The 15346-nt window shown below is 37.4% G+C and carries 19 protein-coding genes; 2 read left to right on the top strand and 17 right to left on the bottom strand.

All coding sequences use genetic code 11. The features are described 5' to 3' along the window. Window positions 1–104: 104 nt before the first annotated feature. Window positions 105–2054 (bottom strand): methionine--tRNA ligase, encoded by a 1950-nt coding sequence (gene metG, locus BN999_RS13895; RefSeq protein WP_096272310.1) that lies wholly within the window; start codon window positions 2052–2054, stop codon window positions 105–107. 366 nt (window positions 2055–2420) lie between these two features. Here metG and BN999_RS13890 point away from each other — a divergent pair, with 366 nt between their 5' ends. Together BN999_RS13890 and BN999_RS13885 are read left to right on the top strand one after the other, a co-directional pair. Continuing rightward, window positions 2421–2696 carry an AbrB/MazE/SpoVT family DNA-binding domain-containing protein gene (locus tag BN999_RS13890; protein ID WP_096272308.1) on the top strand — a complete coding sequence of 92 codons (276 nt, stop codon included), beginning with the start codon at window positions 2421–2423 and terminating at the stop codon, window positions 2694–2696. 137 nt (window positions 2697–2833) lie between these two features. After that, window positions 2834–3169 carry a L,D-transpeptidase gene (locus tag BN999_RS13885; RefSeq protein WP_096272306.1) on the top strand — a complete coding sequence of 112 codons (336 nt, stop codon included), beginning with the start codon at window positions 2834–2836 and terminating at the stop codon, window positions 3167–3169. A gap of 35 nt (window positions 3170–3204) precedes the next feature. On the opposite strand, the gene rsmI is transcribed toward BN999_RS13885, so the two are convergent. The 16 genes from rsmI to dnaX form a co-directional block, all read right to left on the bottom strand. Beyond that, complete coding sequence (gene rsmI, locus BN999_RS13880; protein WP_096272305.1) at window positions 3205–4077, bottom strand: 16S rRNA (cytidine(1402)-2'-O)-methyltransferase; 873 nt, start codon at window positions 4075–4077, stop codon at window positions 3205–3207. Beyond that, window positions 4055–4348: a GIY-YIG nuclease family protein gene (locus BN999_RS13875; protein ID WP_096272303.1), complete on the bottom strand. Its 294-nt coding sequence runs from the start codon at window positions 4346–4348 to the stop codon at window positions 4055–4057. The genes rsmI and BN999_RS13875 overlap by 23 nt, the downstream gene beginning before the upstream one ends. Further along, window positions 4341–5081 (bottom strand): tRNA1(Val) (adenine(37)-N6)-methyltransferase, encoded by a 741-nt coding sequence (locus tag BN999_RS13870; RefSeq protein ID WP_096272301.1) that lies wholly within the window; start codon window positions 5079–5081, stop codon window positions 4341–4343. Before BN999_RS13870 ends, BN999_RS13875 begins: the two co-directional genes overlap by 8 nt. 281 nt (window positions 5082–5362) lie before the next feature. After that, window positions 5363–5707, bottom strand: a complete 345-nt coding sequence (yabA, locus tag BN999_RS13865; protein ID WP_096272299.1) for a DNA replication initiation control protein YabA — start codon at window positions 5705–5707, stop codon at window positions 5363–5365. Between the two features lie 15 nt (window positions 5708–5722). After that, complete coding sequence (locus BN999_RS13860; RefSeq protein ID WP_096272297.1) at window positions 5723–6550, bottom strand: PSP1 domain-containing protein; 828 nt, start codon at window positions 6548–6550, stop codon at window positions 5723–5725. A gap of 5 nt (window positions 6551–6555) precedes the next feature. Beyond that, complete coding sequence (holB, locus tag BN999_RS13855; RefSeq protein ID WP_096272296.1) at window positions 6556–7542, bottom strand: DNA polymerase III subunit delta'; 987 nt, start codon at window positions 7540–7542, stop codon at window positions 6556–6558. Between the two features lie 32 nt (window positions 7543–7574). Continuing rightward, window positions 7575–8015, bottom strand: coding sequence for a YaaR family protein (locus BN999_RS13850; protein ID WP_255247476.1), 441 nt, complete (start codon window positions 8013–8015; stop codon window positions 7575–7577). A gap of 26 nt (window positions 8016–8041) precedes the next feature. After that, window positions 8042–8371: a cyclic-di-AMP receptor gene (locus BN999_RS13845; RefSeq protein WP_096272294.1), complete on the bottom strand. Its 330-nt coding sequence runs from the start codon at window positions 8369–8371 to the stop codon at window positions 8042–8044. A 14-nt stretch (window positions 8372–8385) separates the two neighbouring features. Continuing rightward, the gene (gene tmk / locus BN999_RS13840) at window positions 8386–9021 is read right to left on the bottom strand and encodes a dTMP kinase (RefSeq protein WP_096272292.1); all 636 of its coding nucleotides are present in this window, start codon (window positions 9019–9021) and stop codon (window positions 8386–8388) included. Window positions 9022–9238: 217 nt separating this feature from the next. Further along, window positions 9239–10657 carry an aminotransferase class I/II-fold pyridoxal phosphate-dependent enzyme gene (locus tag BN999_RS13835; RefSeq protein WP_096272290.1) on the bottom strand — a complete coding sequence of 473 codons (1419 nt, stop codon included), beginning with the start codon at window positions 10655–10657 and terminating at the stop codon, window positions 9239–9241. 477 nt (window positions 10658–11134) lie between these two features. Continuing rightward, window positions 11135–11329 (bottom strand): sigma factor G inhibitor Gin, encoded by a 195-nt coding sequence (locus BN999_RS13830; protein WP_096272288.1) that lies wholly within the window; start codon window positions 11327–11329, stop codon window positions 11135–11137. 76 nt (window positions 11330–11405) lie between these two features. Then, the gene (locus tag BN999_RS13825; RefSeq protein ID WP_096272286.1) at window positions 11406–11672 is read right to left on the bottom strand and encodes a pro-sigmaK processing inhibitor BofA family protein; all 267 of its coding nucleotides are present in this window, start codon (window positions 11670–11672) and stop codon (window positions 11406–11408) included. A gap of 659 nt (window positions 11673–12331) precedes the next feature. Beyond that, window positions 12332–12556 (bottom strand): YaaL family protein, encoded by a 225-nt coding sequence (locus BN999_RS13820; RefSeq protein ID WP_042147586.1) that lies wholly within the window; start codon window positions 12554–12556, stop codon window positions 12332–12334. A 15-nt stretch (window positions 12557–12571) separates the two neighbouring features. Continuing rightward, window positions 12572–13168 carry a recombination mediator RecR gene (gene recR, locus BN999_RS13815; RefSeq protein WP_096272284.1) on the bottom strand — a complete coding sequence of 199 codons (597 nt, stop codon included), beginning with the start codon at window positions 13166–13168 and terminating at the stop codon, window positions 12572–12574. 47 nt (window positions 13169–13215) lie between these two features. Continuing rightward, entirely contained in the window at window positions 13216–13536 is a 321-nt protein-coding gene (locus BN999_RS13810) for a YbaB/EbfC family nucleoid-associated protein (RefSeq protein WP_096272282.1), read from the bottom strand. A 30-nt stretch (window positions 13537–13566) separates the two neighbouring features. Then, on the bottom strand, window positions 13567–15252 hold the full coding sequence (dnaX, locus tag BN999_RS13805; RefSeq protein ID WP_096272280.1) for a DNA polymerase III subunit gamma/tau: 1686 nt from the start codon (window positions 15250–15252) through the stop codon (window positions 13567–13569). Between the last annotated feature and the right edge of the window lie 94 nt (window positions 15253–15346).

Genomic DNA, 15346 nt, shown 5'->3' with positions numbered 1-15346 from the left:
AGAAAAAGTGCTTTTCTTTTTCAAGGAGTCTCCGTGTATTCGGATCGCTCAGTGCAACAATCATAGGTACATTCCTTTATTAAATAACTAACAAAAATAACAACCTATTTAACAATAGACCCATTTGGTAGGGTTTGTTCTACTGTTGCTAGGGATAGGTTTCCATCTTGGTCTTCGCCGGATAGGATCATTCCTTCTGACATTTCTCCGCGTAGTTTGACTGGTTTTAGGTTGGTTACGCAGATGACTTTTTTGCCTATCATTTCTTCTGGTGTGTAGAATTTAGCTATTCCTGAGATAACTTGTCGTTTTTCCGTGCCTAGGTCAAGTTGAATTTTTAATAGCTTATCTGCTTTCTTCATCTTTTCAGCGTGTATTACTTCTGCTACTCGCATATCTAGTTTCATGAAATCGTCATATACGATTTCTGCCTTCTTGTCGGTATCTTGTTCTTCTTTTTCCTCTGTTTTAGGTCCTTGCATCATTGCTTTAATTGCCGCAACTTCTTCTTCCACATCTAAACGAGGGAAAATTGGATTTCCTTTTTGAACCGTTGTTCCTGCTTTTACTTGTCCAAGCTCATAGACACTTTCCCATTCTTTTAGGGCCTCATCCTGAATCCCTAGTTGTTTAAAAATCTCAACTGGCGCTTTGGTTAAGAAAGGCTGTAGCATAACGGCAACAACACGTAAGGAATCTGCTAGATGAGCCATTACATTACCAAGTCTTGCTGTACTCGCTTCATCCTTTGCTAGAACCCAAGGGGCCGTTTCATCAATATACTTGTTTGTTCGACTAATTAATTGCCAGATAGAAGATAGGGCAACAGAGAATTGCATATTTTCTAGTGAATCCTCCACTTGTTTAACCGTTTCGTTAATCATTGCCTCTAAGGACTCATCTACTTCTGTTTCTCCTAAACGGTATTCTGGAAGTTTTCCATCAAAGTACTTTTCAATCATGGCAACAGTACGATTTAATAGATTTCCTAAGTCATTAGCTAGGTCGAAGTTTGTACGTTCTACGAAACCTTCAGGTGTAAAGACACCGTCTGAACCGAATGGAACTTCACGTAGTAGATAGTAACGTAGTGCATCCAATCCGTAACGGTCTATTAAGCTTACTGGATCTACCACATTCCCTTTAGATTTAGACATCTTGCCGTCTTTCATTAATATCCAACCATGTGCAAATACTTTTTTCGGTAATGGTAAATCAAGTGCCATTAACATGATCGGCCAATAAATGGTATGGAACCTGACAATTTCCTTACTCATTAAATGAACATCGGCAGGCCAGTATTTCTTGAAATTCTCATCATTATCAGTGCCATATCCTAGTGCTGTTATATAGTTACTTAGCGCATCAATCCATACGTAGATAACATGCTTTGGATCCCCAGGAACTTTAACGCCCCAGTCAAATGTTGTTCTAGATACAGCTAAATCTTCTAGACCAGGTTTGATGAAATTATTTAGCATTTCATTTTTACGGCTTTCCGGTTGAATAAACTCTGGATGCTCTTCATAATATTGTACAAGGCGGTCGACATATTTACTCATTTTAAAGAAGTATGATTCTTCTTTAACCATTTCTACTTTTCCACCACAATCCGGGCATTGACCATCCACTAATTGTCGCTCAGTAAAGAATGATTCATCTGAAGTACAGTACCAACCTTCATATTCATCTAGATAAATATCGCCTTGTTTCACTAATTGGTCGAATATCTTCGCAACAATCTTCGTATGACGCTCCTCGGTTGTACGAATAAAGTCATCATTGGTAATCTCTAACTTTTTCCAAAGGTCTTGAATACCACTCACAATCTCATCTACATATGCTTGCGGGGTAACTCCTTTTTCTTCTGCTTTACGTTGAATTTTTTGGCCATGCTCATCCGTACCAGTTAAGTAACGGACATCATAGCCACGCATCCGCTTATAACGGGAAATTGCATCCCCTGCTACGGTAGAATATGCATGTCCAATATGTAATTTTCCACTTGGATAATATATTGGAGTGGTTATGTAAAATGTCTTTTGTTCACTCATCAGATTGCCTCCTCGAATCCTTTATGATTCTTCTATTGTATCGATTTTTATGGTATATTTCCATTTTTTCTTATTAGCCCTGACTCTTCTATCTTGAATTATTAGCGATTAGTTCCTATTTTAGACTCTAAGCTGGGTAGATATATTTTACTATATTGGAATTAATATTAATTTTTTTCAAATTATTGGTTTATCTTTGTTCGTAATTGGGTAATTGAACAAAAGAATACTGCCAATTAATACAATTTTCCTATTATTTATTGTATTACATCAACAGAATTGACAGTAGTAGAAAGGTTTGCTAATATAGCAAAAGAAATATGTCGAAAAGTGACGAAATAGAGCGAGTAGGAGGAGGGGAAGTATATGAAATCTACTGGTATTGTAAGAAAGGTAGATGAATTGGGAAGGGTCGTTATTCCGATTGAACTTCGTAGAACACTGGATATTAATATTAAAGATCCTTTAGAAATTTATGTCGATAATGATAAAGTTGTGTTGAAAAAGTATCAGCCAAATATGGCTTGTCAGATCACTGGGGAGTCATCTGATGACAATGTTTCATTAGCAAATGGAAAAATAGTGTTGAGTCCTGAGGGAGCAAAACAATTAATTAATGAAATCCAATCTCATTTTAAATAAGAAAAAAAGAGCTTGATTGATACCAAGCTCTTTTTTTGATGGCTGAATTTCGACTTTTGACCATGTAAGTTCATTCCTATTCTGAACAATCACCTAATTTTCCACATACAATATCAAAAAAACTGGAGTGGACTATGATGGTGTATTGGATTAACGTTTCGACAACAAGACATGAGCTAAAACTTTTCGATGGTAGCACACTAATAAAGACATATCCAATAGCAGTTGGAAAAATGGTCACACCAACACCTTTTGGGAGTTATCAGATAATCAATAAACAACCTAATCCAGGTGGGCCGTATGGAGCATTCTGGATGGGCTTATCCAAACCTCATTACGGTATTCACGGAACCAATGATCCGTCTTCTATCGGTAAGAATGTTTCTCTTGGATGTATTAGGATGTATAACCAAGATGTTCTGGATTTATCCTCAAGGGTTACGCTTGGTACAGATGTTGTGATTCGTAAATAACTACGGAGTGAGTGGTATATCCGTAGCGTATGCAGTTACTCAATATGGTACGCCTGATATACTTCTCTCTTTGGTAATTCCCGATCTTTTGCTACTTGTTTGATAGCATCTTTACTCGCTAATCCTTCTTCATTAATATAATGGTCTACATGAGCAGGAATTTCTAAATCGCTCCACCATATCTCCACTTCCTCTTGCTGCTCTATACTATTACCTTCGACCACAATGCAAAATTCACCTCTTGGATCATGTTGACTTGCCCATTCGATTAATTCTTCTGTGGTACCACGTACATACTCTTCAAATCGCTTTGTTAATTCACGTGCAATGGCTATGTTTCGGTTTCCAAGTTGTTTTTGAATAGCTTTTAATGTGTCTTTTACTCGGTATGGTGACTCATAAAAAAGCAGTGTTGCTTTGTATCTTCCTAGTCTTTCTAGTTCTTCTTCCTTTTCCTTTTGCTTCCGAGGTAAAAAACCATAAAATAAGAACTCCTTATTAGGTAACCCAGACCCAACCAACGCACAAAGGGCTGCATTAGCACCTGGTAACACAATGACAGAGAGATTCTGTTCTGTTGCCGCTTTTACAATCTCGTATCCTGGGTCGGAAATAGCAGGCATTCCAGCATCACTTACTAAAGCAATAGATTCCCCATTTGCAAGTCTCTCCAGCAACTGGTCTTCACGACCTAGTTTATTATGTTCATGATAACTAATAAGCGGAGTAGAGATCTCAAAGTGATTCAGTAGCTTTATGGTATTTCTCGTATCCTCAGCAGCAATAACCGATACCGATTTTAAAATAGAAAGGGCCCGATATGTAATATCTTCTAAATTCCCAATTGGTGTTGGGACAACATATAATGACCCTTCACTTCGATTCTCAAAGCTCTTTTGAATCATCATTTTTCATGACCTCTTTCAGTTTATCTCGTATTAATTGAAACTTTCCTTTACGAGTTAATCGCTTAATCTCATATTCCCGCTTCATTGCCGCTTCCTTCGTCGGAAACTTCTCCACTAACATGACCTGAAAAGGCCCACGTCCTCTGGTGTATTTAGCACCTTTTCCTGATTCATGTACTTTCAACCTGTTCTCAAGGTCATTCGTATAACCGGTATATAATGAGCCATCACCGCATTTTAGGATATATACGGTGTGTTCGTAATCAGTCATAAATAATCTCCTTTGCTTCCTCTGTATAGGTTCCGTCCTCATTATAAATGTATAACGGTGGCAAGATATGCAAATCTGCCTTCCCATCGCGGATCCCTTCCACTAATAACATGTTTGCTTCTCGTCCTCTTTTAGGATAAACAAGACGTAATCGTTTTGGTTCGAGTTTATACATACGAAAGGTTGTCACAATATCAACCAGTCTACCTGGGCGATGAACCATAGCAACCTTCCCCCCAGGCTTTACATGTAATTTACATGCCTTTACCGCATCCTCTAACGTACAATACACTTCATGTCTTGCAATGGTTAGATATTCATTTTGATTATGTTCCGTATCAGAAGGTGTTTTAAAGTATGGAGGATTACAAGTAACTACATCAAAACTAGATTGGTGTAATTCCCCTTTCAAATTTCGGATATCACCTTGCAGCATCTGAATTTGATTAGCTAATTGATTATGCTCCACACTTCGTTTTGCCATATCTATAATACGTTCCTGTAGCTCAACACCAACAATATTAGCATTTGATTTCCTCGATAATAAGAGCGGAATTGCTCCATTACCACTGCATAAGTCTAAAATATTTCCCCTCTTAATCGGTATAGACGCAAAATTAGCTAATAATACTGCATCTAGCGAAAAAGAAAAAGCAGTCGGGCTTTGAATGATCTGCATACCTTCATCAGCAGTTAAATAGTCAAGCCTCTCATCATCATATAATTGAACCATATGTAAAATTCCTTTCTGGTGGGTAGAATGTTGGTTTTGTTTGATGCATGGTTTTTGTGCTTGGGTGCATCCTCTTCTTGTTTGGGTGCATAATCTGGATTCCTGGGCACATCCTTGACAAGTTTGGGCGCATAATCCGGATTCACGGGCACATCCTCGACACGTACAGGAGCATAATCCAGTTTCCCGGATGCATGCCAAACTTGTTTGGTAGCATGCTCCATTTTCAACTAGTTAAAAAGAAAAGCTGTCTGAACATATCCAGACAGCTACATTATACGTTATTTAGTTTTGCTTAGAAAATCTAAACAAAACATACAATCTTCATTTCTTCTTGGACTGCCAAATTCTAAATTACAAATATGAAAACCCTCTTCATACAATCTAGCTAGATTATCATAACCTTCACTTGGAATTTTCGTTATTTCGATACCATCACCAGTACTTTCTTGGTCATTATCGAATCCATCTAAACGATTTCTTAGATGATGGTTTTCCATTTCTAGGCGATGATTTTCTTCTAGCAGGTCACTTAGCCTTCCTTTTAAGTCGCCAAGTTGTTCATATAATTCACCAATTTGTTTTTCCATATCTGATACTTGGTCAAATATTTTTCTCTTTTGCAATTTCGACTCACTCCATTATTCTTGGCGCTGAGCTGTCACTATTCCTTCTTCGATGAGTTCATCCAAGGTATATTCAATAACACGTTCTTTTGCTGGAATTTCGATTTGAATTACACGGTCAAGAATATTAAGACCAACGACCTTTCCTTCTCCATGAGGAGTTTTCACATGTTCTCCTAAGTCTGGTAATTCTCGTTTTGCTTCTTCGTATTCATCATTTTCATATTTAAGACAACACATTAATCTTCCACATAAACCGGATATTTTAGCCGGATTTAATGATAAATTTTGATCCTTTGCCATCTTGATGGAAACTGGTTCAAAGTCCCCTAAAAATGTTGAACAACAAAGCATTCTACCACAAGGTCCTATTCCGCCTAACATTTTTGCTTCGTCACGAACACCAATTTGTCTTAATTCAATTCGTGTTTTAAACATTGCTGCCAAATCTTTTACTAGTTCACGGAAATCAACACGACCATCTGCTGTAAAATAAAAGATAATTTTATTTCGGTCAAATGTATATTCCACATCCACTAGATTCATATCTAATTGATGTTCCTCAATCTTATCCGAGCAAGCAACAAATGCCTTATCTGCATATTCTTTATTTTCCATTACCGTTAGTTTGTCTTTATCGGTAGCTGCACGGATAACCTTCTTCAATGGAAGGACAACATCTTCTTCCTCTACTTGCTTGTTAGCAATAACAACTTTACCAAATTCAATCCCTCGGACAGTTTCTACGATAACATAGCTATCTAATTCTATATCTTGCCCTGCTGGATCAAAATAATATATTTTACCCGCTTTCTTAAAGCGGACACCAATTACCCCAATCATTCATTTCACCTCTCTATTTGAAGTGTCACCTGTTCCATCACAAGTGTTGGATGGACATTTTGCTTCAATTTTCTCTTTGCATCTAGTAATCCATGTAAAATGGAAATCAGTTTTTCTTGTGAAAAGTACATACTAAGACGCTCTAATTGTTCATCTTGTTGGAAGAACACAAGTGATTCTTCATTATCTAGATGAGAATATAATATATCTTTAAAAGCTAAAAGCAATAAATCGATGCCTTGATCGATTTTAATTCTCTCTTTAAAATGTTGTAACCAATGATTATGTATAAATAGATACACATCATTTGAATTATCTGTAAATGTTTCTACTAATTGTACCACTAATTTTCTTGCTTCGGCAAACCACTCGTCTTGGCTCCATTCCATTGCTTCATCAAGATTATTAGTAAGTGCACTCATTAATTTTGCACTTGCTTCATTTAATCCTGATTCTACTAATTTCTCTTGGAACTTAAGAGCATTTAATGGTTGTAAATCAATGTTCTGACAACGAGAACGTATCGTTGGTAGAATAGATTGGCTATTCTCGGTTAACATAATAGCTGTTGTTTTTTGGCTTGGCTCCTCTAAAAACTTGAGAATCCGATTCGCCGCATTTGCCGTTAACGTTTCAGCGCCTTTTATCATATAAACTTTCTGATCTGACTCAAGACCAGAATAGGTAAATTCTTTTTGTAAATTTCTTATCTGTTCAATTTTAATAGATTGGCCTTCTGGCTCAATCCAATGGACGTCAGGGTGATTACGAGAATCTATTCGTTTACATGCATTACAATCCAAACACGGATTAACACCTGATAGATTTTCACAAAACAAGACCTTAGCAATTAAGACAGCAATTGCTTCCTTCCCAGTTCCACGTGCACCTTGAATTAAATAAGCATGTGAAATGCGGTCCTTCACAATACTATTGGTAATAATTTTACTAGCCATTGGTTGTATTTCCGCTACTTCAGACCACGTTTTCATCCTAATCCCTACCTATTTAAGTGCTTGTCCATTTACGTATATAAATTAATCAATAGACCTTTAATTTCTCCAATAAGTCCTAATAAGTCTACTGTCTTCTTTTCTTGACTCATAATTTCCTCTGTTAATTCGATCAGTTTTTCATCAATTTGTTTCACTAGAGTTAAGTTTCTACTACTGCCGGTATAACTAAAACTAAGAGACTTCTGTAAGTCCATACCGCTCGAAACAGCTTCTTCTAAAAAGCGTTTTATTAATCGTTTAAACTTCACTAAATCTTTAAAAGAACGATATCGTGCTAGACGATCTCCTTGAAGCGTAATGTCACTCATTAATCGTTGTAACTCTGTTTGTTGCAGTTTTTGGGTTTGGGACTGAACTAAATTACCGAAGGATGGAAGATTAGGTTCTCTAGTACGTAAATTCTTTTGTGATGTGTCTACCTGTTTCAACATTTCCTGACTGATTTTCACGCGCTCAGCCCCCTTTCAATCATTAATTAAAATTGAAAAAATGATTCGATTGGCAATACAAATACAGTTGCTCCGCCTACCTCAACCTTCACAGGTCTTGGGATATAGGAATCAGCATTCCCACCCATAGGCGAGATTGGTGCTACCATTTGTTCCCGCTGAGAACAATTTTCTTTAATGATTTGCAGGACTTCATCTACATAATCATCCTCACAACCGATAATTAGTGTCGTATTTCCTTCTTTCAAAAATCCACCTGTTGTTGCAAGCTTTGTAGACTGATAGTTGTTCTTTCCTAGTGCATCCGTTAATCGGTTAGAGTCTTTGTCCTGGATAACTGCCATAACTAGTTTCATTTTACTAACCCCCTTTACTCTATTGTATTTAGATATTGGGTTATTAATGATAGGCTGTCTTCTTCCACTTTATCAATAGTTTGATCTGCATTAATAACATGGATTCTTTCTGGGAATCGTTTGACTAATAGTTGATATGCCTCGTACACTTTTTCATGAAAATCGAGATTTTCTAAATCTAAGCGATTTCGTTCTCGCTCTTTGTTTAAAGCAATTCGCTCTAAACCTTTTCTAGGCTCAATATCAAAAAACAAGGTTAAGTCTGGCATTGCGTCATGAATTGCAAATTGATTGATACTAAATACTTCATCAATTCCTAAATCCCTTGCATACCCTTGATAAGCTAAACTACTATCAATAAAACGATCACATAGTACAATTTTCCCCTGTTCTAATGCTGGTAAAACCTTCTCAACCAAATGTTGTCTTCTTGCTGCTGCATATAACAGTGCCTCTGTTCTCCCATCCATTTCCGTATGTAATGGATTGAGAATGATGTTGCGTATTTTCTCTGCTATATCAATGCCACCGGGTTCCCGTGTCGTTATAACGTCATACCCAGAATCACTTAATTTATTCGCTAAAGAATGTAGAATAGAAGTTTTACCTGCTCCTTCCCCACCCTCGAACGTTATAAAATAACCACTCACTTAATCCTTCTCCTTTTAATAGAAATGCGTAAGGCAACAGTTTGCGACGTACGGACTGGACTGAGCCGTAGGAGATAAAGGAAACATGCCCCTTCATAGGGGTATGTCGACGTTGGCCGCAATGGCCGGTTTTAGTCGACCTTCCTTTAATACTTAAGTCGATGTTGACTTATCGCACGGAGGTGAGGGAAGTCTCGCTAGTCGCTGGTGCCTGAAGCTAGACACCAACAAAAACCTGGATGCCTTGTTTAATATCCTGGTGTTGAATTGTTGCGCCTTGCTTTATTAAATGCTGAATTAGCCTAATTTGTTCTTCTGTTACACGTTCCCCTTTTAACATAACAGGAATACCTGGCGGATAAGGGATAACCGCTTCTGCAGCAACGTATCCGACCGCTTCCTCCAATTGCACCCTTTTTCTAGGAAGCTTGAACATATCGTGATAGCTTATTGCTAATTGTGATAAAGGCTCTTTAAATAAGTTACTTACCTCTATTGTAGCATGATTTAGGAGATATTTATATTCTTCCTTGAAGCTTTTCACGATATTTCCAATTTGCTCTGTTTCTTTAAATACCTTTAATCCATGAATGAATAAAACTTGTTTATCCGTTGCTAGTTCTGGATACACATGATGAGCCTCAAAAAAATCTGCTACTTCAAATCCAGATAACCTATTGTTAACCTGTAGTGTTATTTTTAATGGATCATCGGTCGGAAGAACTTGCCAATGCTCTCCCTGCTCCAGCACACTTCTAAAGCTCATCACACTTTTTAAAATCGCATCTAGTTCCTCTTTAGAAAGTGTTGCCAAATAGGATCTTGCGACATCCAATGATGCCATCAGTGGATAGGATGGGCTGCTTGACTGTAGTATTTGTAAATAATGAGCTACATCATCTTTAGAAATAAGTTTAGAGTTTACATGTAATAGGGATGCCATTGTCATTGCTGGAGCCATCTTATGCGCTGATTGTACGACAATATCTGCTCCTAAGTAAATAGCAGACTTTGGAAATGGTTCACCAATGGAAAAGTGAACACCATGTGCCTCATCTACTAACACAGGAATTTGATATTGATGTGCTAAATCAATGGTCCTCCTGATATCGTAGGTTTTCCCAAAGTAGTCTGGATAGGTTAATACTAAAGCCTTTGCATTTGGATGGCTTACAATAGCTTGTTCCACCGTTTCGTAACTTGGAGCCGTGTAGCGATGAACAGTTTCATCAAACTCTGGACTGATAAAAATTGGCTTTGCCCCACTTAATTCCAATCCATTCATAATGGATTTATGGCTATTACGTTGAACAATGATGGTATCTCCAGGATTACATACGGATAATATCATAGCCAAGTTTCCAGCTGTACTACCACCAACCAAGAAAAATGTGTGCTCTGCTCCAAAATAATCTGCTGCTAAATCCTGTGCCTCTTTTATCGCTTCTTGTGGTGCATGTAAATCATCTAAACCAGTCAATTCTGTTACATCAATAGGTAAGATAGACTCAAAATATGGCTTTGCTGCTTCTAAAAAAACAGCACCATTTTTATGTCCTGGAACATGAAATGAAATAGAATTTTCTTTAGTAAATTCGATAATCCGTTTTAATAACGGCTTTTTATAGTGATCCATGTTAAATTTCCTCTCCAAAGCTAATAAATAGTTTGTTTTCTAGAAGATTGTATTCTCCATTTAGTTTAATCTAACGGATAGTAAAAGGTAAATGTGTGGTAACAATATAAGATATGATGATACCGCTCCGGCAGAATACTCCGCTTTCCGCGGGCCCGGCCTCAGCCTCCTCGAGGAAAGTTCACCTCTGCGGGGTCTTCGGACACGTGCTTTTCCCGCAGGAGCTTCAGCTCTGAGGAGGCTCACCAGCCGCCCGCGGCAAGGCAGACACTGTGAGGTCTTTTCGAACAGATGTCGCCCCTGTGCTGGCAGTAAAAGCGGAGTGTATTTCCGTAGCGGGAATGATGCTCCCCCAATTTAATAAATAGCCGCACAGTTTCTATCAGTAGTACCAAACTATACCAAAATAGTCTAAAAATATCATAACAACAAAAAAGGCCTTTGCAAAAAAATAATGCAAAGGCCTTCTCGATAAATCTATGAAAATAAAGTAGGTTGATTAATATTTTTTAATTTTTGTAGATAGTAATTATACTTTTCCTCGCGAGGTTCTGTATGAATCATATTGTATTCGCAATCCGTGCAAATAAACATATGGTATAGATGAATTCCACGATGCTTTTTCTCCTCGCAAATCCCACAACACTCTAATTCTACGATTCTTTCTTCCATTTTCCCCACCTCCGTTAAAACTAGTAACCAGTTTGTCCAACTTTAACGGAAGCTATACGTTAAATCTTTGAAACTTTTAAGGAAGAATAATTAAATGAATAGCTGCTAGACTTGCAACACCAAATAATCCTAAAAATCCAGACACGACTGCCGTAAAAATATTGATTGGAATATGCAATCCAAATGATCCACCAATCACGTTAAAAAAGAATAAAAATAATATACCAATTCCTAATTTCACCGTACCATTCACAAGAAAACGCATTGGTTTAAATGAAGTTCCGACAAATAGTAGTAAGACAATAACTGCCACCATAATAGAAATAATGACTGCAGGTTCCATCCAAAAATCAACTCCTTTTAACTTGTCCCTTATATATGTAGATATGACTCAGAGCAAGAAAAAAGAACCAAAACAAGGCTAATTTCTATACTGGTTTTAATTCAATTTAAAGTTAGTTAAATCTGTGAGTGAGTTTTTAGGGATTTATTGAGTTAAATCATATTGATACAGTCACATGGTTGAAATGATGAATGAGAACCTGTTGCACATCATTTGGGCTATGAATTCAGGTTTAAATGATAAATGAAAGCCTGTCGCACATCATTTTGACTATAAATTTGGGTTGAAGTGATGAATGAAAACCTGTCACACATCATTTGGGCTATGAATTCAGGTTGAAATGATGAATGAGAATCCGCTGCACTTCGTTTTGGCTATAAATTTGGGCTGAAATGATGAATGAGAACCTGTTGCACATCATTTGGGCTATGAATTCAGGTTTAAATGATGAATAAAAACCCGTTGCACTTCGTTTTGGCTATAAATTTGGGTTGAAGTGATGAATGAGAACCTGTCACAAATCGTTTTGGCTATAAATTTGGGTTGAAATGATGAATGAGAACCCGTTGCACTTCGTTTTGGCTATAAATTTGGGTTGAAGTGATTAGGGAAACAACCTAAAATAAAAACACCTACAAAATTAATTGTAGGTGTTTCCTTTATTTACTATACCTAATCGCGCTTATCTTACGGCGCCTTGCTTCTCTTAATAAAAATAAATACTTAGATTGAGCAATTTTCTCTGTGCTTTTCCCCTCGAATGTTGGCTCAATGGATTTTTCAACGATGGACCTTATCTGTTTCCACTCGTGTTCGATGGAGAAGATAGCATCAAGTAAAAGCTCATCGACCTCTCGCTTTTGCTTTCTTTTCTTTCTTCCCACTGATGTCACCCGACTTTACAGTTCTCTCCTACCCTCTAACGCTTTCGATAATGTTACCTCATCTGCATACTCTAAATCGCCACCAACTGGTAAACCATGTGCAATCCTTGTTGTTTTGATACCAGAAGGCTTTACTAAACGCGAAATATACATTGCAGTTGCTTCTCCCTCAATATTAGGGTTTGTTGCTAAGATAATTTCATTCACTTCTTCGTCTTTTAAACGATTTAACAAATCTGGAACATTTATGTCTTCCGGACCAATTCCATCCATTGGTGAAATGGCGCCATGTAGCACATGATATTTACCATGGAATTCTTTCATTTTCTCCATGGCTATCACGTCTTTTGGATCCTGAACGACACAAATAACAGAATTATCTCTTGTGGAATCCGTACAGATAGCACAAGGATCCTGATCTGTGATATGACCACATACGGAACAATGTGTTAATTCACGTTTGGCATTAACCAGTGAATTAGCAAATTCAAGTACATCATCATCTTTCATATTTAACACAAAAAATGCCAGACGAACAGCCGTCTTCGGCCCAATACCTGGCAATTTTGTAAAGCTATCGATTAATTTCGTAATCGGCTCTGGATAATACATGATGTCTTCCCCCTAAGAAATGCATAAGGTGCCTGAAGCTAGACAAATTAGAACATTCCTGGCATGTTCAATCCTTTTGTAAATTGCCCCATTGTTGCATTTGTTTTATCATCAACTTGCTTTAGAACATCATTAGTTGCCGCAAGGATTAGATCTTGTAGCATTTCAATATCATCTGGATCCACAACTTCTTCTTTAATTTCTACATCGATAATTTCTTTCTTTCCATTAGCTTTAACGGTTACCATACCGCCACCTGCAGATGCTTCAAATTCCATTTCGAATAATTCATCTTGCGCTTGCATCATTTTCTTTTGCATTTTTTGCATTTGTTTCATCATATTGCCCATATTTCCCATACCTTTCATGGAAAACGCCTCCTTTAAATTTAGGTAATTTTAGTCATGTATTTCAATCAAGTCATCCCCAAAAAGCTTTCTTGCTTCTTCTACTACAGGATCTCCACTTGCTTGTTCTCCTGAACTAGATGGCTCTTGACTTTTTACATATTCATTCCGAAGTTCTTGCCAATCCTGATTCGGAATCGGAATAATGGTTAATGGTTTATTTAGAATACCTGTTAAGATAGATTCTACTAATTCACGGTTATCCATGAAAAGCGAACAATGGATTTCATATTTAAATGCTACAACAAGTGATGAATCTGATGCTGCAGCAGGTTTTGCATCCTGAATGGTTGCATGTGCTGGAGCACTTGTTGACTTCAGTTTGCTAAGGAAATTAGCCCACTGTGATTGTACATCCTTGAGTGATTGCTTTTGTGCTTCTTTTAGCACATTACGGATTCGCTCATAAGGAATCTTGTAACTATTTTTGGATTTCGTAGCTGTTTGTCTTTTCTTTTCCGGCTGAGGTGCTTGCACGCCCCCGGTAGGTATTTGTTTTAAATTAGCAATTTCTTTCTCGAGATGTGCTAATTTCTGTGTTAATTGCATGACTGCTTCTGAGGATACGGAATCCGATGCTTGAGGTGTATCTTCATATCGATTGGAAATGGTAATAATGGCAATCTCTATAAATACCTTTGGATTGTTAGACCATTTCATTTCTTGCTGACATTGATTTAATTGCATAATCGCATGTTGAATCCAGGTTTCTGGAACATTCGATGCTAACTGCTGAAAGGCATCATCAATAATGGCCCTCTCTAGAATCCCTTCTAAGGAAGGTGCGCTCTTATATAGCAATAAATCACGTAAGAAATAAATGATATCATAGACAAATCGTGCTGGATCTTTACCATTTTGAATCAATTGATCAAGCATTTTTAATGCAGATTGAACATCTTTCTGGTGCATGGATGCAACCATATCCGTGAGAATTTTTTGAGAAACTCCACCGGTAACAGCAAGAACATCCTCCAGTTCAACACTTGCTTCACTATAGGATATCGCTTGATCTAGAATACTAAGAGCATCACGCATTCCACCTTCTGCAGCTAATGCTACCGCATCAAAGGCTTCCTTCGCTACGGAAACACTTTCTGCTTCAACAATAGTTTGCATCCGCTCTACAATTGCTTGGTTAGGAATTGGTTTAAAGTCGAATCGTTGACAACGAGAAATAATCGTTAACGGTATTTTATGTGGCTCTGTCGTAGCCAGGATAAATACTACATGTTTAGGAGGTTCTTCTAATGTTTTCAGTAATGCGTTAAATGCATTCACAGAAATCATATGGACCTCGTCAATAATGTAAACTTTATACGGCACGGAACTAGAAGCGTATTTAACATTTTCACGAATCTCACGTATATCATCAACACTAGTATTAGACGCAGCATCAATTTCGATAACATCCGAAATGGATCCGTCCCGAATACCAATGCAAGCAGCACACTCATTACATGGTTCTTTGACCGGAGCATGTTCACAGTTAATAGTTTGAGCAAAAATTTTGGCAGCACTTGTTTTACCGGTTCCGCGTGGACCAGTAAACAAATATGCATGTGAAAATTTTTCCTGAACAATTGCATTTTGGAGTGTTCGTGTTATATGACTTTGCCCTACAACATCCTCAAACGTTCTCGGACGCCATGTGCGATACAATGCTTGATAGCTCATAATTGATTCCCCTCATTGATTTCTATCTAATTATACCGATTTTAAGTTCGAATGTGAATGATAATGAAAAAGAAAATCTGGAATATGTATGGGA

Origin of the sequence: Paucisalibacillus globulus (genome assembly GCF_900184735.1) — a bacterium.
GTDB lineage: Bacteria > Bacillota > Bacilli > Bacillales > Amphibacillaceae > Ornithinibacillus > Ornithinibacillus globulus_B.
This window is presented reverse-complemented; position numbering and strand designations above follow the sequence as displayed.

What these genes read in the sequence shown, in the direction of transcription:
- metG (WP_096272310.1), bottom strand. Translation starts at nt 2,054, where the DNA reads ATGAGTGAACAAAAGACATTTTACATAACCACTCCAATATATTATCCA.
- BN999_RS13890 (WP_096272308.1), top strand. Translation starts at nt 2,421, where the DNA reads ATGAAATCTACTGGTATTGTAAGAAAGGTAGATGAATTGGGAAGGGTC.
- BN999_RS13885 (WP_096272306.1), top strand. Translation starts at nt 2,834, where the DNA reads ATGGTGTATTGGATTAACGTTTCGACAACAAGACATGAGCTAAAACTT.
- rsmI (WP_096272305.1), bottom strand. Translation starts at nt 4,077, where the DNA reads ATGATGATTCAAAAGAGCTTTGAGAATCGAAGTGAAGGGTCATTATAT.
- BN999_RS13875 (WP_096272303.1), bottom strand. Translation starts at nt 4,348, where the DNA reads ATGACTGATTACGAACACACCGTATATATCCTAAAATGCGGTGATGGC.
- BN999_RS13870 (WP_096272301.1), bottom strand. Translation starts at nt 5,081, where the DNA reads ATGGTTCAATTATATGATGATGAGAGGCTTGACTATTTAACTGCTGAT.
- BN999_RS13860 (WP_096272297.1), bottom strand. Translation starts at nt 6,550, where the DNA reads ATGATTGGGGTAATTGGTGTCCGCTTTAAGAAAGCGGGTAAAATATAT.
- holB (WP_096272296.1), bottom strand. Translation starts at nt 7,542, where the DNA reads ATGAAAACGTGGTCTGAAGTAGCGGAAATACAACCAATGGCTAGTAAA.
- BN999_RS13845 (WP_096272294.1), bottom strand. Translation starts at nt 8,371, where the DNA reads ATGAAACTAGTTATGGCAGTTATCCAGGACAAAGACTCTAACCGATTA.
- BN999_RS13835 (WP_096272290.1), bottom strand. Translation starts at nt 10,657, where the DNA reads ATGGATCACTATAAAAAGCCGTTATTAAAACGGATTATCGAATTTACT.
- BN999_RS13830 (WP_096272288.1), bottom strand. Translation starts at nt 11,329, where the DNA reads ATGGAAGAAAGAATCGTAGAATTAGAGTGTTGTGGGATTTGCGAGGAG.
- BN999_RS13825 (WP_096272286.1), bottom strand. Translation starts at nt 11,672, where the DNA reads ATGGAACCTGCAGTCATTATTTCTATTATGGTGGCAGTTATTGTCTTA.
- recR (WP_096272284.1), bottom strand. Translation starts at nt 13,168, where the DNA reads ATGTATTATCCAGAGCCGATTACGAAATTAATCGATAGCTTTACAAAA.
- BN999_RS13810 (WP_096272282.1), bottom strand. Translation starts at nt 13,536, where the DNA reads ATGAAAGGTATGGGAAATATGGGCAATATGATGAAACAAATGCAAAAA.
- dnaX (WP_096272280.1), bottom strand. Translation starts at nt 15,252, where the DNA reads ATGAGCTATCAAGCATTGTATCGCACATGGCGTCCGAGAACGTTTGAG.